This is a genomic window from Herbaspirillum sp. GCM10030257 (assembly GCF_042666555.1).
Lineage (GTDB): Bacteria > Pseudomonadota > Gammaproteobacteria > Burkholderiales > Burkholderiaceae_D > Noviherbaspirillum.
The window spans coordinates 16388-36853 of the sequence record NZ_JBHTDH010000011.1 but is presented as its reverse complement, the minus strand read 5'-3'; the positions used below and the strand labels follow the sequence as shown (position 1 = coordinate 36853).

At 58.0% G+C, this 20466-nt stretch carries 18 protein-coding genes; 9 read left to right on the top strand and 9 right to left on the bottom strand.

What is annotated here, in order from left to right:
* The first annotated feature begins 16 nt into the window (after positions 1-16).
* The 3 genes from ACFQUU_RS17165 to ACFQUU_RS17155 are packed head-to-tail and all read left to right on the top strand — an operon-like array spanning position 17 to position 2766.
* The gene (locus tag ACFQUU_RS17165) at positions 17-1156 is read left to right on the top strand and encodes an acyl-CoA dehydrogenase family protein (RefSeq protein WP_382249252.1); all 1140 of its coding nucleotides are present in this window, start codon (positions 17-19) and stop codon (positions 1154-1156) included.
* Positions 1157-1195: 39 nt separating this feature from the next.
* A complete protein-coding gene (locus ACFQUU_RS17160) occupies positions 1196-2353 on the top strand; it encodes an acetyl-CoA acetyltransferase (RefSeq protein ID WP_382249251.1) in 1158 nt (385 codons plus the stop codon).
* Positions 2354-2355: 2 nt separating this feature from the next.
* Positions 2356-2766, top strand: a complete 411-nt coding sequence (locus ACFQUU_RS17155; RefSeq protein WP_382249250.1) for a Zn-ribbon domain-containing OB-fold protein — start codon at positions 2356-2358, stop codon at positions 2764-2766.
* Between the two features lie 279 nt (positions 2767-3045).
* Here ACFQUU_RS17155 and ACFQUU_RS17150 read toward each other — a convergent pair whose 3' ends face one another.
* From ACFQUU_RS17150 to ACFQUU_RS17120, 7 genes are all read right to left on the bottom strand, one after another.
* Positions 3046-4755 (bottom strand): gamma-glutamyltransferase family protein, encoded by a 1710-nt coding sequence (locus ACFQUU_RS17150; protein WP_382249249.1) that lies wholly within the window; start codon positions 4753-4755, stop codon positions 3046-3048.
* Between the two features lie 120 nt (positions 4756-4875).
* Positions 4876-6510 carry a methyl-accepting chemotaxis protein gene (locus ACFQUU_RS17145; RefSeq protein ID WP_382249397.1) on the bottom strand — a complete coding sequence of 545 codons (1635 nt, stop codon included), beginning with the start codon at positions 6508-6510 and terminating at the stop codon, positions 4876-4878.
* A 149-nt stretch (positions 6511-6659) separates the two neighbouring features.
* The gene (locus tag ACFQUU_RS17140; RefSeq protein ID WP_382249248.1) at positions 6660-7121 is read right to left on the bottom strand and encodes a cache domain-containing protein; all 462 of its coding nucleotides are present in this window, start codon (positions 7119-7121) and stop codon (positions 6660-6662) included.
* Positions 7122-7396: 275 nt separating this feature from the next.
* Positions 7397-7573, bottom strand: a complete 177-nt coding sequence (locus ACFQUU_RS17135) for a hypothetical protein (protein WP_382249247.1) — start codon at positions 7571-7573, stop codon at positions 7397-7399.
* A 140-nt stretch (positions 7574-7713) separates the two neighbouring features.
* Positions 7714-8850, bottom strand: coding sequence for an acyl-CoA dehydrogenase family protein (locus ACFQUU_RS17130; protein ID WP_382249395.1), 1137 nt, complete (start codon positions 8848-8850; stop codon positions 7714-7716).
* Positions 8851-8931: 81 nt separating this feature from the next.
* Positions 8932-9900, bottom strand: coding sequence for a Bug family tripartite tricarboxylate transporter substrate binding protein (locus ACFQUU_RS17125; RefSeq protein ID WP_382249246.1), 969 nt, complete (start codon positions 9898-9900; stop codon positions 8932-8934).
* A gap of 54 nt (positions 9901-9954) precedes the next feature.
* Entirely contained in the window at positions 9955-11121 is a 1167-nt protein-coding gene (locus tag ACFQUU_RS17120; protein ID WP_382249245.1) for an acyl-CoA dehydrogenase family protein, read from the bottom strand.
* A gap of 188 nt (positions 11122-11309) precedes the next feature.
* Here ACFQUU_RS17120 and ACFQUU_RS17115 point away from each other — a divergent pair, with 188 nt between their 5' ends.
* Positions 11310-12098, top strand: a complete 789-nt coding sequence (locus ACFQUU_RS17115) for an IclR family transcriptional regulator (protein WP_382249244.1) — start codon at positions 11310-11312, stop codon at positions 12096-12098.
* 5 nt (positions 12099-12103) lie between these two features.
* Here ACFQUU_RS17115 and ACFQUU_RS17110 read toward each other — a convergent pair whose 3' ends face one another.
* Positions 12104-12901: an IclR family transcriptional regulator gene (locus ACFQUU_RS17110; protein ID WP_382249243.1), complete on the bottom strand. Its 798-nt coding sequence runs from the start codon at positions 12899-12901 to the stop codon at positions 12104-12106.
* Positions 12902-12971: 70 nt separating this feature from the next.
* Entirely contained in the window at positions 12972-14183 is a 1212-nt protein-coding gene (locus ACFQUU_RS17105) for a CaiB/BaiF CoA transferase family protein (protein ID WP_382249242.1), read from the bottom strand.
* Positions 14184-14455: 272 nt separating this feature from the next.
* On the opposite strand from ACFQUU_RS17105, the gene ACFQUU_RS17100 reads away from it, so the two are divergent.
* The 5 genes from ACFQUU_RS17100 (at position 14456) to ACFQUU_RS17080 (ending at position 20466) form a co-directional block, all read left to right on the top strand.
* Complete coding sequence (locus ACFQUU_RS17100) at positions 14456-15262, top strand: IclR family transcriptional regulator (protein WP_382249241.1); 807 nt, start codon at positions 14456-14458, stop codon at positions 15260-15262.
* A 163-nt stretch (positions 15263-15425) separates the two neighbouring features.
* Positions 15426-16745, top strand: coding sequence for a DUF1254 domain-containing protein (locus ACFQUU_RS17095; protein ID WP_382249240.1), 1320 nt, complete (start codon positions 15426-15428; stop codon positions 16743-16745).
* Positions 16746-16754: 9 nt separating this feature from the next.
* Complete coding sequence (locus tag ACFQUU_RS17090) at positions 16755-18113, top strand: DUF1254 domain-containing protein (RefSeq protein WP_382249239.1); 1359 nt, start codon at positions 16755-16757, stop codon at positions 18111-18113.
* A gap of 11 nt (positions 18114-18124) precedes the next feature.
* The gene (locus ACFQUU_RS17085; RefSeq protein ID WP_382249238.1) at positions 18125-19120 is read left to right on the top strand and encodes a Bug family tripartite tricarboxylate transporter substrate binding protein; all 996 of its coding nucleotides are present in this window, start codon (positions 18125-18127) and stop codon (positions 19118-19120) included.
* Positions 19121-19188: 68 nt separating this feature from the next.
* Complete coding sequence (locus ACFQUU_RS17080; RefSeq protein ID WP_382249237.1) at positions 19189-20466, top strand: alkyl sulfatase dimerization domain-containing protein; 1278 nt, start codon at positions 19189-19191, stop codon at positions 20464-20466.

Here is a 20466-nt window from a genome sequence, read left to right as displayed (position 1 = left end):
TCCACCAGGGAGCAGCATGAACCAGAAGCGCAGATTCTTCATGCCGGAGCACGAGATGTTCCGCGACACTGTCGCCCGCTTCATCGGCGAAGAGATCACCCCGTACCACTACCAGTGGGAGAAGAACGGAATGGTGCCACGGGAATTGTGGCGCAAGGCTGGGCGGACCGGCATCCTGTTGCCGAGCACACCTGATCGGTACGGCGGCGGCGGCGGCGACTTTTTACACACCATCATCGTGGTGGAAGAGATTGCCCGAGCGCTCGCCACCGGCGTGACGGGCTTTACCACTCATTCGGACATCGTCGCGCCCTACTTGCTCAATTTCGGTTCCGAGCACCAAAAGCAGCGCTACTTGCCGGGCATGGCCAAGGGCGACATCGTTGCCTCGCTGGCGATCACGGAACCAGGCGCCGGCAGCGACGTCAAGGCGATCCGCACCACGGCCGCCAAGGTCCAAGGCGGCTATGTGATCAACGGCCAGAAAACCTTCATCACCAACGGCTTTCACGCGGACCGGGTACTGGTCGTCGCCAAGACGGACCCGAGTGCCGCGTCACGCGGCATCAGCCTGTTCTGGGTCGATACCACGACGCCTGGGTTTTCGCGTGGGCAATTGCTGGATAAGGTCGGTCAAAAGGCACAGGACACAGTCGAACTGTTCTTCGAAGATATGTTCGTGCCGGAAGACGAAATGCTGGGCGAGCCCAACCAGGGCTTCGGCTACTTGATGAAGGAACTGGTACGCGAACGCCTGATGATTGCGGTGCGTTGCGCAACCGCTCTGGAAACCGCGCTGCAATGGACGATTGACTATACGAAGCAAAGGCGCGCCTTCGACAAGCCGTTGATCGACAACCAGTATCTCCGCTTCAAGCTTGCCGATATCAAGACGCTGGCTGCGGCTACGCGCGCTTTTGTTGACGGCAGCGTTCAGCAATACCTCGATGGCGACCTGGATGCCGGCGGCGCAGCGATGGCCAAGCTTTGGGCATCGGAAGCAACGCGCGCGATCGATGATCTGATGCAATTCCACGGCGGCAACGGTTACATGCGCGAATATCCGATTGGCCGCGCTTACACCGATGTGCGGCCGAACCGCATCTACGGAGGCACCTCGGAGATCATGCGTGAGCTGATCGCCAGGACATTGTGACCCCGCCCATTCGAACCTCAACACGACCATCGTACATTTATGACCAAGAATCTTTCAAAATCCGTCGCCATCGTGGGTGCCGCTGAGTCCGACCTCGGCAAGGTACCTGGAATGACCTCGCTCGATTTGCAAGCGCAGGCCGCCGCGCGTGCCTTGCGCGACGCGGGCCTCACGCTGAAGGACGTGGACGGCGTGTTCGCTCACGTCGACGACAAGTTCTCGAGTCTGCAACTTGCAGAATATCTCAGCATCCGGCCGCGCTACGTGGACTCGACCAGCGTCGGCGGCATGTCCAATGTCATGCATATCCGCCATGCGATGGCTGCGATCAATGCCGGCATGTGCGAAGTGGCTCTCGTGGCTTATGGCAGCACGCAGTTGTCCGATGGAACGCGCAAGGTTGGGGGTACGCCCGAGGACATGCGCATGCCCCGTGGGCAGTTCGTCACGCCTTACGGGCAGCTAAGTCCCATTGGCTACTATGCCATGGTTGCGCAACTGCATATGCAGCGCTACGGCACCACGCACAAGGACTTGGCGGAAGTGGCAGTCGCAGCACGCAAGTGGGCGCAACTCAATCCCAATGCCTACCGGCGTGAAGAGACTTCGATCGAGGAAGTGATGGCATCGAAGATGATCGCCGATCCGCTGCGTCAGCGCGATTGCTGCCTGGTGACCGATGCCGGTGGCGCCTTCATCCTCACCTCTGCCGCGCGTGCCAAGTCCCTCAGGCGGCCGCCGGTGTATGTCATGGGCATCGCCGAATCTTTCTCCCATCACTACACGCCCTTCAACACTTCCGACTGGCTAGACACCAGCGTGGCCCAGACCGCGAACGAAGCACTGGAAATGGCAGGCGTCACGCGCGCAGATATCGATGTAGTGCAAATTTACGACCACTTCACCATTGGCGTAATCCAGTCACTGGAGGAACTGGGTTTTTGCAAACGCGGCGAAGGTGGCGCGTTCGTGGCCGATGGCCGACTAGCGCCCGGCGGCGATTTCCCGATAAATACCTCCGGCGGTGGCCTCTCCTACAACCACCCCGGTCAGTTTGGCATGCTGCTATTGCTCGAAGCAGTGCACCAGCTGCGCAAGGAATGCGGAGAACGACAGTTGCCCAAGGCCGACCTGGCGCTGGTACATGCGCCCGGCCTGGTATTTTCCTGCAACACCACCCTGATACTCGGAGTCTGACGATGACACAAACCCAACGCCCTCTGCCGCAACCGACCAAGATCACTCAGCCGTACTGGGATGCGGCGAAGGAAAACCGTTTGATCGTTCAGGAGTGTACCCACTGCAAGACGCGCCAGTTCTATCCGCGTGAATTTTGCATATCCTGCCTGTCCGAAGACGTTAAGTGGATAGAATGCAGTGGCAAAGGCACGGTTTACACTTATACAATCAACCGCCGCGCAGCTAACGCAGCGATGAACGATCTGGTCCCCTACGTAGTTGCCGCGATCGATCTGGACGAAGGCGTACGTATGATGGCTAATATCGTAGACAGCCCGATTGAAGCGGTTAAGATCGGCAGTCGGGTGCAGGTCTGCTTCGAAAAGGTGTCGGATGAAATCACCCTGCCGCAGTTCAGGCTAAGGGTTTAATTTTCCCCTACCATGGCCACCGCAAGCTGGGCTTGCCTGAGCGGAATTTGCTGCCCTTAGAAGAACATGACGCTGGTCGCGCCCACTATGGGCCACTCCAGCTCGCTAACCTGTTGTTGGAATCCGCTTGGTTTTGTACTCATCATTCGCTGATCGGAGGTCGTGTCTATCTCTTAGTTTACATTGACGCCGGCGCACCGGTGGCTGTACCCGTCACGGTGGAAAAACTTCAAACACTCTTCCCACCATGACGGATTTTAGCCTCCAACTGCGACGTTATTACAAACCAAGGGCCATGCCGTCACTGCGCGGATCATGCGCGCCCTCGATGCGGCCGTCGCCATGGATAACAATAGCGCCTGCCTGACCTCCGAGCGGGCTGTTTGAAGCAATCGGGCTCATTTCATGGCCGCGACGCGCAAGTTCCTTGAATACCTCGGTCCCGGCATCGCGCTCCAGTTTGAGGCTGTCGCGGCTGTCGGAAAACGTTTTACCCAGGAGGAAACGCGGACGAGCGAGCGCCTGCAGAGGATCCAGTTTGTAATCGAGCAGACGCGTCAGCACGACAGACAAGGTTTGTGGCTGACCATCTGCTCCTTGTGTCCCGTACAGCACATGGGGTTTGCCATCCTTGAGGGCCATGCCGGGGTTGAGCGTATAGAACGGACGCTTGCCCGGCTTGATGACGTTCGGGCTCTTCGGATCCAAGCTGAATGCCGCACCGCGGTTCTGCCATATCATCCCGGTGTCGCCTACCACTACGCCGCTGCCCCAGTCGAAATACACGCTTTGTAGAATACTTACGCTACGCCCCTCGGAATCGGTTGCGCCGAAGTACACCGTATCGCCTGTCTTGAAGACATGTGGCCATGGCATGGCTTTAGCCTTGTCGATCGCCGCCGCCTTGCGCGAGAGATGTTCCTTCGACAGCCACCGCTCGACTGGCTGCCTGACGAAGTCGGGATCGGCAATGCCGGGACGATCAAGGAATGCCTGCTTTACTGCCTCGACCAACAAATGGTAATAGTCGGCACTGCCTTCCGGAACACTCTTGAGATCGAATTCCCTGAGTATTCCCATGATTTCCAGAGTGGAGATGCCTTGGGTTGGAGACGGCGGAGCCAGCAATGTAACGCCCCGGTAGTCGAGCGATGCGGGTGCCGCTTCCTTGGTCTGCGTGCGCTTCAGGTCGCTGGCCGTTAGCGGCGAACCGACGGCTGCAAGGCCCTTGGCGATCCTCGTGGCCAGTTCGCCTTCGTAGAAATCTCGGGCGCCATTTTTGGCAATAAGTTTTAGGCTACGCGCCAGGTCGGCCTGCACAAAGTTTTCCCCAACCTTGCGCGGCTTCCCATCGGGCATGAAGATCTTGCCGAAGCCATCCCAATTTGCAACGTCATCCTTGCGGAAGTCGTGCCAGAACACCTGTGAAGCCGTTGTAGGGAATCCATTTTCGGCGTAGCCGATTGCGGCATCCAGCAGCGATGCAAAGCTCTTCTTGCCGCCCCAGTTCTTCGTCGAAAACTCATGCGCCTTCCCCCAGGTATCCACCGTGCAAGCGGAGCTTACAGTGGAGCCGGCTCCGCGCAGGGGAATGCTGCCGCCAGTATATGCGGGGATCTTTTCCGCTGCCTGACCGATCCCCATGAGGGTGGTTTGGCGGCCGGTGCTGTCTGCAACGATCCAGATGGCGTCGCCGCCGATGCCGCAGAAATGCGGATAAGTAACAGCAATAACGGAACCCATTGCGATTGCGGCTTCGATCGCGTTACCACCTTCGCGGAGTACCTTCAGACCGGCCTCGGTGGCCAGCGTGTGAGGGCTTGTCACCATACCTTTGCCCGATTTCGCCAGCGCAGGCTGTTGCTGTGCAAACACAGAGGGGGCGGAGCCGAGCGCCAGCATGCCGGCAGTGCCGGTTGCGCCCGCAAGGAATTTACGGCGTGATACTGAAGTCATCGGGTCAAAGGTGGAACTGTCGATTTTTTTCATGATTACGTTTATAAAGACGCGTTTCAATAAATAAGATTACTCGTAGGAGAGGGCATCCAGGGCCTCTCTACAACTTTTACATCAGGCCTATGAGCAATGGCCTTCGGCGTGCCTTGCGGTTTACGCCAAACGGCGAAGTGAGGTACTGGGCAGTAAAGCAGTCCCGTCATGTCGTGGAATGGATGTTTCGGCATTGAGATGCATTGCCACCTGCGAGTCGTTGAGCTTGAACGCACTCACAACGTCGGACAAGCTGCGGGCCTGCTCCTGCAACGACTCTGCGGCAGCGGCAGCCTCCTCCACCAGCGATGCATTCTGCTGTGTGACATGATCCATTTGCGAGATGGCTTGGTTAATCTGTTCGATGCCAGATGTCTGCTCCTGGCCTGCCGCCATAATCTCGGCCATGATGTCGGTGACGCGCTTGACGCTGTCGACAATTTCGCCCATGGTGACGCCCGCTTCATCGACAAGCCTCGTACCAGCGTCGACATTGGCCACCGACGCGTCGATCAGGCTCTTGATCTCTTTGGCCGCATTGGCCGAACGCTGGGCCAAGCTGCGCACCTCGGTTGCGACAACCGCGAAGCCTCGACCCTGCTCTCCGGCGCGTGCTGCCTCGACGGCGGCATTCAGCGACAGAATATTGGTCTGGAACGCAATGCCGTCGATTACGCCAATGATGTCGACGATCCGCTTGGACGAAGTATTGATTGAAGTCATCGTGTCGACTACCTGTCCCACAACGACACCGCCCTTCACGGCGACATCGGACGCGGATTGTGCCAGTTGGTTCGCTTGGCGAGCGTTATCGGAATTCTGACGAACCGTGGAGGTCAGTTCCTCCATGGATGAAGCGGTTTCCTCCAGGCTGCTGGCCTGCTGCTCGGTGCGAGACGATAGATCAAGATTGCCGGCCGCGATCTGCGTCGACGCGCTTGCAATCGTATCTGTGCCATTACGCACTTTTGATATGGTGTCGTACAGGTTGCCGTTCATGTGTTTGAGGGCAGTGAGCAGATTGCTGATTTCATCCTTGCCGATCACGTCTACCTTCGAAGTGAGATCGCCTGAAGCGACTTTCTCGGCAAGGGTAACCGCATGCTGCAAAGGATGGGTAATGCTACGTGTCAGTACCCATGCACAAGCCATACCAACCACCAGCGCCGCCGCACCAATCAGATAGAGCTTGATTTGCAGCTGCTTGCTAGCAGCCGCCGTGGCCAGCATGACTTCACTCGCATACGCCTTCTGAATGTCGACGAGCTTGTTAGTCTCCGACATTGCCTTGCGGCTGAGCGGATCGATGGTTGATGACAATACTTTTGCTGCTGCCTCCGTTTCGAATAGCAGTGCCAGGCCGATGACCTGGACGAACGGCTCAGCCATTTCCTTGTTGATGCGGGCGATATTGTCGAGAATCGCTTTTTCGGCAGGAGAGAGCCCTGCCGCTACAATTTTTTCGTGCAGTGCTGCATAACGCTTGTATTCCGTCTCTGCGATGGCCTGCTCGCGTTGGGTCTCAGTGACCTCGGTCTGCAAGGCGACATTTCGCGTTGCGATAGCGGCTTGCAAAAGCGCGCTCCTCATGTCTGTTGCAAGCGTAATTTTCGTATTCGCAGATTCCAGTGCCACTTTCAGTGCGTGGTTATTCCGGGCGCTGATGACATTTCCCGTTATAACGACAAACACGAGCATGATCAATATAATCGAGAAGCCGATGGTTAGCCGCGTGCCAATACGTACACTACGCATATTCATGTTGAACCTACCATTGCATTTTTACTTATGTGATTCGTGTATCGCCCCATACGCGCGAATGGCAAGTGAGGGACAAAGAGACGGAAGTCCGGTGGAGGCCGAAGAAAGAGACGGACCGCTCTTTCTCCGTTCTGCACGATCAGTTACTTGGCCACGTATGCGCCGGACCCGATCATGACGTCGTCGACCATTTCCGAGTAAGCCGTCTTGGCTTCCACAGCCTTCGTCACTGGGTTGAGGAATTTGATATTGGTCTTGCCACCGCCTTTTTGTGCGGTTTCGAGCAGCGCGCGTGTCGAATACAGGCCGTCGACATCCTTAAGGTCGTACAGATTTTTGCCGATCAGCTTGGAATTACCGCCGTGCGCCAGGGTATTGCCCTTCTTGTCGAACACAAAGATGTAGATATCGCGGTCAACGAACTGGCCCTTGGGATTGGAAAATTCCGCATAGGCCTTCTCATGGCCATTAGCCTTGATGTATGCCTTTGCCTTTTTAACCATGGCCACGGCATCATCAATGGTCCCGCGTTCGTTTGCAAGGGACGCGGCATTGAGACCGAAAGCGATAAAACTGAATGCAGCTACCTTGAATAATTTGTTCACAAAATTTCCTTTACGTTGGTGGTGAGCGAATATTGAGCGAGCGGTCGGCAGCCCTTCCATTCCGCAGATCTTGGCTAGCGGGTAGATTAGTGTCTAAAAGCTATCAAGACGCCGAATACCAAGACAAAAATTCGGGTCTTCGGCATTACCGGCAACGTTTATGTTGCCGCACGGAAATTATTTGCCATGTTACACGGTCTCTGAAAATGCGCAATAAAAATTTCTGTACGGCAACTAAAAACAACTACGTTCAAAGACAATCGTCAGAGCGACGATTAGGTGGACAAGCTTCGTATCGCCGCGTCGATGCGCTGGCGTGGAGCAATCACGACTGGACGCATGGCAAGCTCATCAAGATCAAGGGTTTCCCCAAAAATTACAAAGTCAAACTGTTCCGGGCTGCGGTCACTACCCACCGCACGGACTGGGTCGTCACCAACAACCTGGCGCATGATTGCTCTGCCAGTTAATCATCTCATCTTAAGCCTGAAGGACATGTCGTTTTTTATGGTGGCCGGCTTGGGAGGATTTACTCAGAAAAATCGCCCGCTGCAAGAGGCAAGGCGACATTGCCAGATCTCCGGGATGGTCGTCAGGGGCACAACCCTTCCCGAAAAACCCGACGGGCAATGGTTGCTCGATGCAATTCGCTTGCGCCGTCATAGATGCGGAATGGCCTAAGCTCGCGCAATATCATCGACACCGGCGTGTCATCCGAAATCCCCAGCGCCCCCATGATCTGCACTGCCCGGTCGGCGACGCGATAGACGGCCTCGGACACGAATATCTTAGTCATGGCCGATTCGTGCTTCACCGATTCGCCCGCATCCATTCGCGCCGCACAGTGCAGGCTCATCAACCGGCTTGCATGCAGGTCGATATGGGAGTCGGCGACCATTGCTTGCACCTGCTGCAATTCTGATAAAGGCTTGCCGAACGAAGTGCGACTGACCGCATAATCCTGTGCGATTTCCATTGCGCGGGATGCGCGTCCTATGAAACGCATGCAATGTGACAGGCGAGCGGGTTCCAGCCGTTCCTGCGCGTAATCGAACCCCTTCCCTACCTCGCCCAGAACTGCGTCCTCGTCCACCTCACAATCGGTAAACCGTAGTTCGCCGTGGCCGCCAATCTGATAACCATCCATGCTGCCGATATTGCGCACGACTTCATAACCTGGTTGATCGGCGTCGACAATGAACAGGGTGGCTCCCTCTTCCGTCTGGGCGAGAACGATTGCAAATGCCGCGCCGACCGCACCACTAATGAACCACTTATGTCCGTTGATATGCCATCGCTTGCCAACCCTGACCGCACTCGTCTTCAACATCCCAGGGTCGGACCCGGCACCCGGTGCAGGTTCAGTCATTGCAAAGCAGGAGCGTAACGTACCCGCGATCAGAGGCATCAGATAACGCTGCCGCTGCTCCGGAGTGCCATTACGCAGAAGATTGATCATGTTTGGCTGGTCGGGCGGCGCGCAATTAAGCGCACCCGGACCGAGAAAACTGCGGCCGGCTTCTTCCAGGATGCCGGCCCGGTCCTGCCAGCTCAGGCCAAGCCCCCCCAGCTCGACCGGCAACTGCGGCGCATACAATCCAGCCGCGCGTGCTTTCTGCCGCAACTCCCCGATGACGGCATCGAGACGGCCGACATCATGAGCAAGCTGGGGATCTTCGCGGGGAATCGCTTCGGTGTTGATGAAATCCCTCAAGCGTTCCCGAAGCATGCGGATATCGGCCGGGCGACTGTCATGGTGGACTGACATAAATTCTTTCGCTATGGGTTGATATGGCTCTGAATGATCCGTCTATTCAAGCTTGGTGCCAGTCGACTTCACCAGCGCGCCCCACCATGCCGATTCCTTCTTGATGATGGCACCGAACTGTTCCGGCGTATTGGCTACCGGCTCGGCACCCATCTCGATCATGCGCTTCTTGATCTCCGGCTTCGCCATGATTTTGGCGATACTCGCCTGCAGCTTGTTCACCACCGCAGGTGGCGTGCCGGCAGGAACCATGACGCCCTTCCATGCCGTAATCACGAAGTCCTTCATGCCGGCTTCGGCAAAAGTCGGCACCTCGGGCAGGGCTGAAGCACGACTTTCGCTGGGTACGGCAATTGCACGAAGCTTGCCGCTCTGTACATGCGGAAGCAGAGCTGGCATGTTGTCGATCATCATGCTGATATGCCCGGCGACCAGGTCGACCACTGCGGGACCGCTTCCCTTGTATCCGACATGTACCATTTTCAGGCCGGCGGTCTGATTCATCAACTGGCCGGCAAGCTGTGCCGGGCTGCCGTTGCCAGGTGACCCGAAATTGATTTCATTCGGTTTGGACTTGGCATACGCAATGAATTCCTGCAACGTTTTTGCAGGAATGGATGGATTGATCGCCATCAGATTATGCTCTCGTACGAGCATGGTTACCGGTGCGAGATCCTTGACCGGATCATACGGCATCTTGCTGTAGAGGCTGGGGTTGATGACAGTCGGTCCGGCTGCCGCCATCAGGATCGTGTACCCGTCGGGGCTGGCCTTGGCTGCCGCATCGCCGCCGATATTGCCGCCGGCGCCAGGCTTGTTTTCCACGATGACAGCTTGTCCAAGTTCGTTCTTGAGTTCCGCGCCGAGTATACGGGCTACCACATCGGTCGAGCCTCCGGGTGCAAATGGCACGATCATCCTGATCGGTTTTGACGGGTAGCCAGCTTCGGCCATGGCAGGCTGCGACATCGCGACGGCGACTGCCGCTGCTGTTATCAGGGTTTTCAACATACTGTCTCCTTATCTTTCCTTAATGGGGTGGCTGATGGTTCTTTAGAACAAAAATTACTTACCTTCCCGGTATCCATGCGCGGCAAGTGTTCGTTTTGCAATGTTCAGTTGGTGGATCTGGCTGGTGCCTTCGTAAAGACGGAACAGGCGCACGTCGCGATAAAAGCGCTCGATGCCATAATCGGCAATGTAACCGTAGCCGCCAAACATCTGTACGCAGCGGTCCGCGACACGGCCGCACATTTCTGAAGCAAAGTATTTGCACATCGAGGCTGCCAATGTCACATCCTCGCCACGGTCACGTTGACGCGCGGTTTCGAGGATCAGGGCACGCGCGGCATGGATTTCAGTCTGGCAGTCCGCAATCATTGCCTGAATCAGCTGGAAGTCAGCGAGTGGCTGACCAAACTGGCGCCGCTCGGTGACGAATCGGATCGCTTCGTCCAGCATCCTGATCGCAGGGCCGGTGCATAAGGCCGCAAGATGAATGCGCTGCTTGTTCAAAACCTTCATCGCCGTGCGAAAACCCATGCCTTCCTCGCCGCCGATCAGGTTTTCGGCCGGCACCCGGCAGTCGTGGAAATGGACCTCCGACACGGGCGACCCTTCCTGGCCCATCTTGCGATAGGGGGCCGCGGTCGACAGGCCTGGTGTATTTCTCTCGACAATGAAGGCAGAGATCCCTGCCGCCCCCGGCACCTGCGGATTGGTCCGCGCCATTACGGTAAACAGGCCGGCGATGGGTGCATTGGTGATGAAGCACTTCGTGCCATTGAGAATGTAGACATCGCCTTCGCGACGCGCAGTCGACTTGAGCGCGGTCGCCTCCGACCCAGCTTCCGGCTCCGTCAAGGCAAAGGCGCCGGTGACGTCGCCACTGGCGAGCATGGGTAAATATTTTTCCTTTTGCTCCCGCGTACCGTCGGCAACCAACGCTTCGGAACCGATGCCGGTATTGGTACCGACGCGTGCACGGAAAGCCACCGAGCATTGCGACAACTCGATGGCTGCCAGCACGAGTTCTTCGGTCGTCATCCCTGCGCCACCATATTCTTCAGGTATCGAATAGCCAAACATGCCCTGCTGCGCCATTTCGCGCACGATTTCCTGCGGCACTTCGTCGTTTTCCATCACCGCTTTCTCGTGCGGGACCAAGCGTTCTTTAACAAAGCGGCGCAAATCGCCGAGAAATATGTCGAAACCTTCCGGGTCTCTAATCATGTTTGTCGCTCCATTGGTCTGCGTTTACCGCAGTATTTCTAATGTCAGATGTGATTCGTCAGAAACCAGACTAGCCAGAACCCCGACAATGTGAAACCATTGTTTCGATATCTTGAACGTCAGACCATGTTCCATCGAATCGAGACGGGTAAGATTGACGACATATTCCGTTTGAAACCCCGACTTTCATGCGTAGCTCCGCCCACCATCCTGACCCCAACTTTGCGACCACTCTCGCCCATGGCTTGAGCCTGCTGCAATGCTTTCGCGTTGGTTCGTCCATGCTCAGCAACAAGGAACTGGCCGAACGGACCGGTCTTTCAAAGGCGACCGTCTCACGCCTGACCTACACACTCATGGCGCGCGGCCTGCTTACCTACGATGGGCATCTGCGCCGCTATCAACTTGGGCCCACTGCCCTGTCATTAGGCTATCCGCTGCTCGCCAGTCTACGGGTAAGGCAGATTGCCAGGCCGCTGATGAAGGCGCTCGCGGACTACGCCGGCGGCTCGGTATCACTTGGTATCCGCGACAGGACCAACATGGTGTATATCGAGACCAGCCGCGGACATGATGCAGTGGCATTCCGCCCGGACATCGGCGCATCGCTGCCCATCATGACCAGTGCCATGGGACGCGCATGGCTGGCTCAGGCGGACCAGGAAGAATGCGCCCGGCTACTGGAAGAGATCAACCGATTACACCCTGATAAGCAGGCTGACAATACGAAAATCGTTGCGATGGCCAAAGCCGATCTTGCCGAGAAGGGATACTGCATTGCACGCGGGGAATGGCAGCAGGACGTGCACGCGATTGCAGTGCCGATGCGTACCGCGGTCGACGGCGAAATCCTTGTATTCAACTGCGGGGTGCTGACCGGGCGCCTCAAAGGCAAAACCATCGAAAGCAAACTCGCCCAAGGTCTGCTTGACATGGTGAAACAGGTCGAAGCGTCCATGTTCCCGCCGCACCTGTAAAACGTTCAGGTGAAGCCGAGTATTACCTCAATGCTGCGGACCAGAGACACCAGTTTCGGCGCCACCTCGCGTTCGATCGCCGCATACGAGCCACTCGAGGAAGGAATGCCGCAGTTGAACACAAACAAATTGGAATCGACAGGGCGTGACAGCGGGACCGCAAAACCATATACGTCACTGCGCCATTCTCCGCGGTTGCCACAATAATGACGCTGCTCATAGGCGTTCACGGCCTGCATCGCAGCGTGGTAGAAACGCTGGTAATGCTCCGGATCCTTGACCCGAATCTGATTGAGCACGGCCTGTCTCTCGTCGGCAGGCGCCCTGCTCAGCCAGGCACGTCCTATCGCCGTGGTAAGGATAGGTAGAGGTGCGCCAATATCCGGCGTCATGACGAGCCTGTCGGTAGACCGGGAAGTTTCCACGTAAATCATGTGGATACGGTCACGAATGCCGAGTGACACCGCGCCGCCGGTCTGTTCTGACAGTTCGCGCATCAGGGGCCGCGCAATCTGCCGGATCTGCATATTCGCCAGCAATGGATAGCCCATTGAAAGCACGGCGGGTCCAAGCCGGTATTTTTCCAAGCTGACATCATGACGGAGATATCCAAGGCTCGTCAGCGTATGCGTCAGGCGCGCCACAGTGGTTTTCGACAAGCCTGTGCGCTGTACGAATTCCCGGTTACCGAGAACGGATTCACCCACGCGGTAGCTGAGGAGGATATCAATGCCGCGGGCCAGCGTCGTGGCAAATTGCGGATCCTTCTCCATGGCCATTTCGGCAGATTCCTCAGCCTTCATAGGTATTACCCATTACCCCTGCGATGATTGACCTGCATGATCACAGTATAGCCGGCCACCTGCAAGCTGGTTAAATGACGCCCGCGCCACGCAATTCATCCATCTGGTCACGAGACAGTCCCAGCGTCGACAGGATCTCTGCGTTGTGCTCGCCAAGGTCGGGGCCGGTACGCGGCGCTGCAGGATCGAACCCTGTGATGCGTGGCACGATGCATGGCGCAGGCAGAGAACCGTGTTCCTTGTCGGGTAGCCTGATCAAGGCCTGCCGTGCCTGATAATGCGGATCGGTCGCCACATCAGCGATCGAATATATCTTGCTATAAGGAACGCCGTGTTCATCGAGTGCCGCCGCAACGGCCGCAAAATCTTGCGCCAGACACCAGTCCGCAATCATGCCGTCCAGTACATCGACATGTTTTACGCGAGCCGGGTTGGAACAAAACCGTTCATCGTCGGCAAGTTCGGGGCGCTGCATGGCATGACATAAGCGCCGAAAGATGACAGCCGACGATCCTACCACCGTGATATAAGCACCGTCGCCGGTACGGTACATGTTCGAAGGTGCCGTATAGGTGGCGCGATTGCCTGCCCTCTGACGCACCACACCTTCTTTTTCGTATTCGGCGGCCAGCGGGTCCAGAAGGCGCATCATTGCTTCCGTTGCAGACAGGTCAATTTCGGAGCCGCGCTGTTGCGGATGCGCGGCGCGCTGCACAATGGCCGTGGCAATCGAAAAGGCGCCGAACAGGCCGGAGACCACATCGCCCAGCGGAAAATTCATATGCTGCGGTCCACTCTGCGCATCGCCGGTCAGATTGGCGAAACCACTCATCGCTTCAAAAATCCTCGCAAAGCCCGGACGTGCGGCATACGGCCCCGTTTGGCCAAATCCAGTCAGGCGCAGCACAATCAGCTTCGGATTCGCTTGATGGAGCGTTGCAATATCCAGTCCCCATTTGTCCAGTGTCCCGGTGCGGAAGTTTTCAACCAGCACGTCGATGGTTTCGATCAACTTCAAGAACAAGGCCTTTCCTTCCGGCTTGCGCACGTCGAGGGTAAGGCCTTTCTTGCCGCGATTAGTTACTTTCCAGAACAAGTCGACAGGGGCAAGCGTACGCAGAGAGTCACTGCCATCCGGGAGCTCCAGCTTGATGACTTCCGCCCCCATGTCGCCGCACAAGGTCGCGCTGAATGGCGCTGCGAGAACCGTTGCCATATCGAGAATCCGAATACCGGAAAGAGGACCGGACGCTGCCGGCGCATCTGGAGAAGTCGATGTCATATCAGTTCCTCATCATGTAGATGCAGGCAGTTTGTTTTAGCAGTGGCGAAGTCACAAGCAGTGTTTCGATATCTTGAACGCCCTTCAACGCATTGCATTCAGCATAAATGCTGACCATCTCTGCAGCATGTAATGAGGAAATTGATTTCCCTCTTGCAATAACTGAGGCGAAACGCGGGATAGGCTTTGTCCCAATAGGTGGGAATCGATTCCAATTGTTGACGCACCCGTCCGGAGTGGAACAGACTAGCTCTCAACTGATGCGAGGTCACATGAACAAGCCAGTCGAACTCTACATTGCCGAGCGCCGAGAAGAAGATCCGTCATTTGGCGGCCTGCTCGCCAAGGGATTTGCATTGCTGCGCTGCTTCGTGAACGAGCCGCGCCCAATGGGTAACAGCGAATTGGTTGAACGGCTTCAACTGCCTCGCGCAACGGTGTCGCGCCTGTGCCGAACGCTCTACCAGCTTGGCTACCTCGACTGGGATCCAAGCATCGACAAGTACTTCGTCGGCGCACAGGTGCTGGCACTCGGCTATCCCTACCTGCTCGGATTGCAGGTTCGCCATATCGCGCATCCGATGATGCAACACTTAGCCGATTCGATAGAGGGCGCCGTATCGATGGGCGTTGCACATCATCTTGAAATTACGTATCTGGAGTCCTGCATTCATAAAGAAGGCACGCCGGCAAAGCCTGGTGCGGGCGCCACGCGTTCCGTGCTGACCACCGCCATGGGCCGGGCATACCTGGCCACGTTGTCAAAGGACAACCTGACCAAAATTCTCGCGGACGCCAAGCGTGAACGTCCCGATGAATATCACGCGCATATCGATGCGGTGCGCTTCAATATTGCCAATTATCCGAAGCGCGGCTACGCGCTCAATGAAGGCGATGCGGGACTCGGCGTGCATGGCGTGGGCGTGTATTCCAAGATTGTTCATCTGAACCGGCCGTTACTGTTCAATTGCGCGGTGCTGGGCTCCCAGATCAAGCGCGGCATGCTGGAAAAACGCATAGCGCCGCTGCTGATGGAAATGACGCGTGCCATTGAGCGCGCGGTAGGTTTGCCGGTTTAAGCCCGCTGTCGGGTTCCGCAACGCGAGCGGATACGGCATGGCAAGAGACAGCTTAGCAATCGCATTTACAGAGCGATTGCATCAGGGATCTATATCACCATGGGCATGACGCCGCCAGAAGCGTCATCCAGGCACAGTATTTTGTACAACCAAGGAGACTTGCATGAATCATCCTGCAGCGCCAGTGTATGACGCGCCAGTGTACGCTTCCGCGCTGGAAGCCTATGTCGCGTCCGCCGCCATTCCGCTAGTCATTTACGGCTATCCACTGACCGAGGCTATCCGTACCTGCCGGCTGCAGACATCGGTCGCCGAAGTCACCGGATATGGACGTGCGCCTGTCAACACGCTGTCGGCCAGCCAGCGGCAATGGACACATGAAGACCGCGACATCGTCACGCCGGCAAATGACCTGCTTTACTTCTGCGGCTGGATTAATTTAGCCGATGGGCCAGTGACCCTTTCCATTCCTGCGCGCCCCGACGCTGACCGCTATTTCGTGGTGGAGTTGCTGGACGCATTCACCGACAACTTTATCAACCTCGGGCTGCGCAACGTCCCGGTTGAGGGCGGCACCTACCGCCTGCTGGCGCCGGGACAGGCTGCCAGCACCGATGGCGCAATCGACGTGCAATGCCCGACCACGCTGGTCTGGATGCTGGGCCGGGTGCTGGTAAACGGTGAGCAGGACCTGCCGGCAGCGTGCGCCTTCCAGTCAGGATTTTCCATCACCAGCCCTCCCGGTAACCGTCGTCCGCAGTGCGTCGAGAGATGGGTCGGCGGGAACGAGCCGGCGATCGACTTTTTCCAGAATCTGTTTGCCGCATTGAAGGAATTTCCGCCACGCCCCGATGAGGTCGGCTTGCTGGCGCTGCTGCGCCGCGTCGGCATCCGTATCGAGCAGGGCGTTGATATGGCAAAACTGAAACCCGTAGTGGTGCAGGGTCTCGTCAACGCCTACCATCAAGGCATGAAGCTGATTGAGACCAATACCCGCAGCCAGTTCCGGAAGAGCTGGGGCTACAGTCTGAAGCTCGGCAAATGGGGCGATGATTATCTGCTGCGCGCTACAACCGCCATGAAAGGACTTGGCGCGCTGTCGGCGGATGAAGCCGTGTATGCCCTCGGCGATTACGACGAAGACGGTCAGCCGCTCGACGGCGCCTATCGCTATGAATTGCGCTTCGACCCCGGCATGCTGCCGCCGGCGCAAGCTTTTTGGTCGGTGTCCCTCTATGGCAAGGATTACTATTTCGTCGACAATCCGATCGGACGTTATGCCATTGGCAATCGGACACCTGGCCTGCGCATGGAAGCGGATCGTGGACTCGTCATCACGATCAGTCACGAGCCGCCAGCGGATACGGCAAACTGGCTGCCGGCACCGAGTGGGCCGTTTTATCTGATCCTGCGGCTATACCATCCGAGCGCCGGTTTCATCAAAGGCGAATATGTGATACCGGCCGTGCGCCGCATTGGTTGAGGGCCGCTCATGCTAACGGATACACGCACGAACCAGCTCTCGGCTCAGGCCGCCGGTTCACTTGACGATGCCAACGCCGCGATATTGCGCAAGGCGATTCTCTACACCCTGCCGCTCTACGAAATGGCGCGCATGCGGGCGATGACTTGTCCGCGCCGCGATGCAGCCGGCACGTACGCAGGCGACTCGCCGGAATCGACGCTGCGCTGGGTCAACCATTTCATCCATACGCGGCAACTGCTGGGGCCGCAGCATCGCCAGGTGGTCACGCCGAACAACGATACCCTTTATACCAATGCCTGGCTTGACCTCTCGGCGGGACCGGTAATCGTCAGTGTGCCTGACAGCGGTGATCGCTACTATGTGCTGGGGCTGCTTGACTTCTACACGAACCCGTTCGGCTATATCGGTACACGCACCACTGGCAACGCGGCGGGCAGCTATCTGCTGCACGGCCCGGGGTGGAACGGCGAGGTTCCCCCGCACGTAACGCCAATTGCCTGCCCGACCGATGCTGTCTGGCTCATTGGCCGCATCATGGTCAGCGGCCCTGCCGACCTGCCCGCCGCACACGCCTTCCAGGACCGGTTCACTCTGACAGCTACCGATGGTTCCTCCGCACGGCGGCGATTCGATGTCGGCATGCGTCCCGATGAGCACCCGTCCAATCCTGCACGCTATGTCGATGTCGTCGCCGCGGCATTGCGCGTGAATCCTCCGCCTTTACACGAAGCATCCCTGGTGGCGGACTTTGCGTCGCTCGGCATTGGACCGGATGCATCATCAAGCTCCCTCGACGCCAAGCAACTGGCGGCGATTGGTGAGGGGATCGCGGCCGTGCTGAAAGAGCTTGGCGCACCGCAGCCGTCCGAACTTGGCGGAGGCTGGTTTCTTCCTGTCGAGGTGCATCAGTCGTATGGCGACAACTACTTCGCCCGGGCGCAAGTGGCACTCAATTACATCGGCGCGCTCGGCATCGAGGAAGCCATGTACATCATGGCCGATTGCGACGGCGATGGCGCGCCGCTTGATGGCCAGCAATCGTATGAGCTGCACTTTCCGCCGGATCGGATGCCCCGGGTCGGCGCATTCTGGTCGGTCACGCTGTACAACAAGGCCGACTGCATGCTGGTAGACAATCCGCTCGACCGCTATTCGCTAGGCGACCGCTCGCCGAATCTGCTGCATGAGCCGGACGGCGGCTTGCGTCTCTACTTCGGCGCACAAGCACCGTCCGACGCGACACTACGAAACAACTGGATACCGGCGCCACCCGCCCCGTTCTACCTGACGTTGCGCCTGTACATGCCGCATGCCGCACATCTGGACAAGACCTTTGTTTATCCCTCGATCACCCGCCTTACGTAAGGACCACGATTATGGATTACCGCAACCTGCTCCCGGCTGGCACCTGCCGCCTTGCCACCAGCCTTACCGCGCTCGCACTGACCGTCTTTAGTGTCACGGCACATGCCCAATCCTGGCCAACGAAAACCGTGACCATCGTATCGCCATACGGCGCCGGCGGCTCCAATGACGTATCGGTACGGATTATCGCCAAGGAACTGGAATCGAAGTATGGCCAGCCCTTCATCGTGGAAAACAAGCCAGGCGCCGGCACCCGCATCGCCAACGACTATGTAGCGCGTGCCCGCCCCGACGGCTATACCTTGCTGTGGGCAGCGGCGCCATTTGCAATTACGGCTGCTGCGGGCATCAAGACACCGTATGACATTCACAAGAGCTTTGTGCCCGTTGGGCCGCGCGTGACCGGCCCGGTCTTCCTGACGGTTCCCGCCGATTCGCCGGTCCGCACGGTGGCCGACTTCATCAAGATGGCGCGCAGCAAGCCGGAAGGAGTCACGTTCGCCTCACCCGGCATCGGCTCCGGCCCGCATCTCGCGGCCGAGCTGTTCGGTCTCAAGAGTAATTTCAAGGTGACCAATGTCCATTATCGTGGCGATGCCGCTGCGTACACCGACCTCGTCGGCGGCCGGGTGGATGCCGCGCTGACCGCCATTACAAGCGCCCTGTCGCATGTGAAATCCGGCAAGCTGCGCGTGCTCGGCGTGGCGTCTGAATCGCGCACTCAGGTTTATCCCGATGCGCCGACCTTCAAGGAAGCCGGCGGACCGGACATTGCAGGCTATGGCTGGTTCGCCTTCATGGCACCGGCCGGCACTCCCGCAGCGATTGTCCAGCAGCTCAATCGCGACGCCAATGCCGTTCTCAACAACCCGGAAATCACGCAGAAGCTTATCGGCCTGGGCCTGCAGCCAACACCGTCGACGAGTGCCGAGCTGGGCGCCTTCATCGACGCGGAGGTCAAGAAATGGTCAGTCGTGATCAAACAGGCCGGGATCGTTCTGGAATGAACGCAGCGTGGCGCCTAAAGAAGGTATACGGCGCACAAACTCTTTGACACACATCGCGGAGAAAATCCATGACGTCTGAAAAGCATGACGATGATGCAGGCATCCCGCTGGTCACCGGCACGGGTATAACGCCGGTTGCAGAAGGTGTCTGGCTGCTCCAGGGCCAGGGTCAGTCGTTCGTTGCCGAGACAGATGCCGGTCTGGTTTTGGTCGACACCGGCCCCGGCGGCCGGGTGACACGCGCCATGATTGAGCACCTGCGCTCGGTCAGCGACAGGCCCGTGGCTGCAATCTGTTTCAGCCATGGCCATGTCGGCTACAACGCGGGATTGCCGCTATGGAAGGAAGATGCGGCACGGCGCGGCCATCCCCCACCGGTAGTGATTGCCCATGAACGCGTCCCCGTACGCTATGCGCGCTACCGCGCCACGCAAGGCTTGCAGGAACGCATGGCGGAAATCCAGTTCCGGATGAAACCCGGCGGCATGCGCGGCAAGATTGCCTTGCATGACCCGGACAAGACCTATGCGCAACAACTGACGCTGGGAACGGACCGGCGCGTTCAGCTACTTTGGGCGCCTTCGGAAACCGACGATGTCACGGCCGTCTGGGTGCCGCATGCGCGCATCCTCTACGGCAGCGCAGCGGTGATCGATTCGATCCCCAATATCGGCACGCCTTTCCGCACCATGCGCGACACCCTGCGCTGGGCCGATACCCTTGACCGCCTGTGCGACCTGCGGCCGGTGCGGGTGGTACGTGAATTTGGTCCGGATATCGCAGGCGAGGAAGAAGTGCAGAAGGTCCTGGGCACCACTGCGAAGGCGCTGCGCTGGCTGCATGCCGAAGTGATACGCCTGATGAATGAAGGCATGGGAGAGCGCGAAATCCTTGCGGCTATTCATTATCCGGAACACTTGTTCGGCGTGCCCTGGATGCGGCCCAGTTATGGCGCGCCGGATTACATCGTGCGAGACATTTTCCGTTCCGAGAACGGTTGGTGGGACCGCAATCCTACCAGTCTGCATCCGGCCACGCCGACGGAGATTGGCCGCGAAGTCGTTGCCGCCATTGCGGACAAGGCTGCATTGATCGCCCATGCGCAGGGGCTTGCCGACAAGGGCGAATATCAATTGGCGCTGCATGTCATCGATATTCTTGCCACAGCCTGCGAAGCAGGAGATGAAATAAATGCGGTACCGGAACTGGGCCAGGCGCGCCAGCTAAAAGCTGCCTGGCTACGCGCCCGCGCCGATCAGGTACCCAGCTATGTGTCGCGCAGCCTGTACAAGGTGTCAGCCGACATGCTCGAGCAGGACAGCGCGCATACCTTCAGCATCCGTTGA

What these genes read in the sequence shown, in the direction of transcription:
- ACFQUU_RS17130 (WP_382249395.1), bottom strand. Translation starts at nt 8,850, where the DNA reads ATGCTTCGGGAACGCTTGAGGGATTTCATCAACACCGAAGCGATTCCC.
- ACFQUU_RS17105 (WP_382249242.1), bottom strand. Translation starts at nt 14,183, where the DNA reads ATGACATCGACTTCTCCAGATGCGCCGGCAGCGTCCGGTCCTCTTTCC.
- ACFQUU_RS17155 (WP_382249250.1), top strand. Translation starts at nt 2,356, where the DNA reads ATGACACAAACCCAACGCCCTCTGCCGCAACCGACCAAGATCACTCAG.
- ACFQUU_RS17145 (WP_382249397.1), bottom strand. Translation starts at nt 6,510, where the DNA reads ATGCGTAGTGTACGTATTGGCACGCGGCTAACCATCGGCTTCTCGATT.
- ACFQUU_RS17095 (WP_382249240.1), top strand. Translation starts at nt 15,426, where the DNA reads ATGAATCATCCTGCAGCGCCAGTGTATGACGCGCCAGTGTACGCTTCC.
- ACFQUU_RS17135 (WP_382249247.1), bottom strand. Translation starts at nt 7,573, where the DNA reads ATGCGCCAGGTTGTTGGTGACGACCCAGTCCGTGCGGTGGGTAGTGAC.
- ACFQUU_RS17115 (WP_382249244.1), top strand. Translation starts at nt 11,310, where the DNA reads ATGCGTAGCTCCGCCCACCATCCTGACCCCAACTTTGCGACCACTCTC.
- ACFQUU_RS17150 (WP_382249249.1), bottom strand. Translation starts at nt 4,755, where the DNA reads ATGAAAAAAATCGACAGTTCCACCTTTGACCCGATGACTTCAGTATCA.
- ACFQUU_RS17100 (WP_382249241.1), top strand. Translation starts at nt 14,456, where the DNA reads ATGAACAAGCCAGTCGAACTCTACATTGCCGAGCGCCGAGAAGAAGAT.
- ACFQUU_RS17110 (WP_382249243.1), bottom strand. Translation starts at nt 12,901, where the DNA reads ATGAAGGCTGAGGAATCTGCCGAAATGGCCATGGAGAAGGATCCGCAA.
- ACFQUU_RS17080 (WP_382249237.1), top strand. Translation starts at nt 19,189, where the DNA reads ATGACGTCTGAAAAGCATGACGATGATGCAGGCATCCCGCTGGTCACC.
- ACFQUU_RS17085 (WP_382249238.1), top strand. Translation starts at nt 18,125, where the DNA reads ATGGATTACCGCAACCTGCTCCCGGCTGGCACCTGCCGCCTTGCCACC.
- ACFQUU_RS17120 (WP_382249245.1), bottom strand. Translation starts at nt 11,121, where the DNA reads ATGATTAGAGACCCGGAAGGTTTCGACATATTTCTCGGCGATTTGCGC.
- ACFQUU_RS17125 (WP_382249246.1), bottom strand. Translation starts at nt 9,900, where the DNA reads ATGTTGAAAACCCTGATAACAGCAGCGGCAGTCGCCGTCGCGATGTCG.
- ACFQUU_RS17165 (WP_382249252.1), top strand. Translation starts at nt 17, where the DNA reads ATGAACCAGAAGCGCAGATTCTTCATGCCGGAGCACGAGATGTTCCGC.
- ACFQUU_RS17090 (WP_382249239.1), top strand. Translation starts at nt 16,755, where the DNA reads ATGCTAACGGATACACGCACGAACCAGCTCTCGGCTCAGGCCGCCGGT.
- ACFQUU_RS17160 (WP_382249251.1), top strand. Translation starts at nt 1,196, where the DNA reads ATGACCAAGAATCTTTCAAAATCCGTCGCCATCGTGGGTGCCGCTGAG.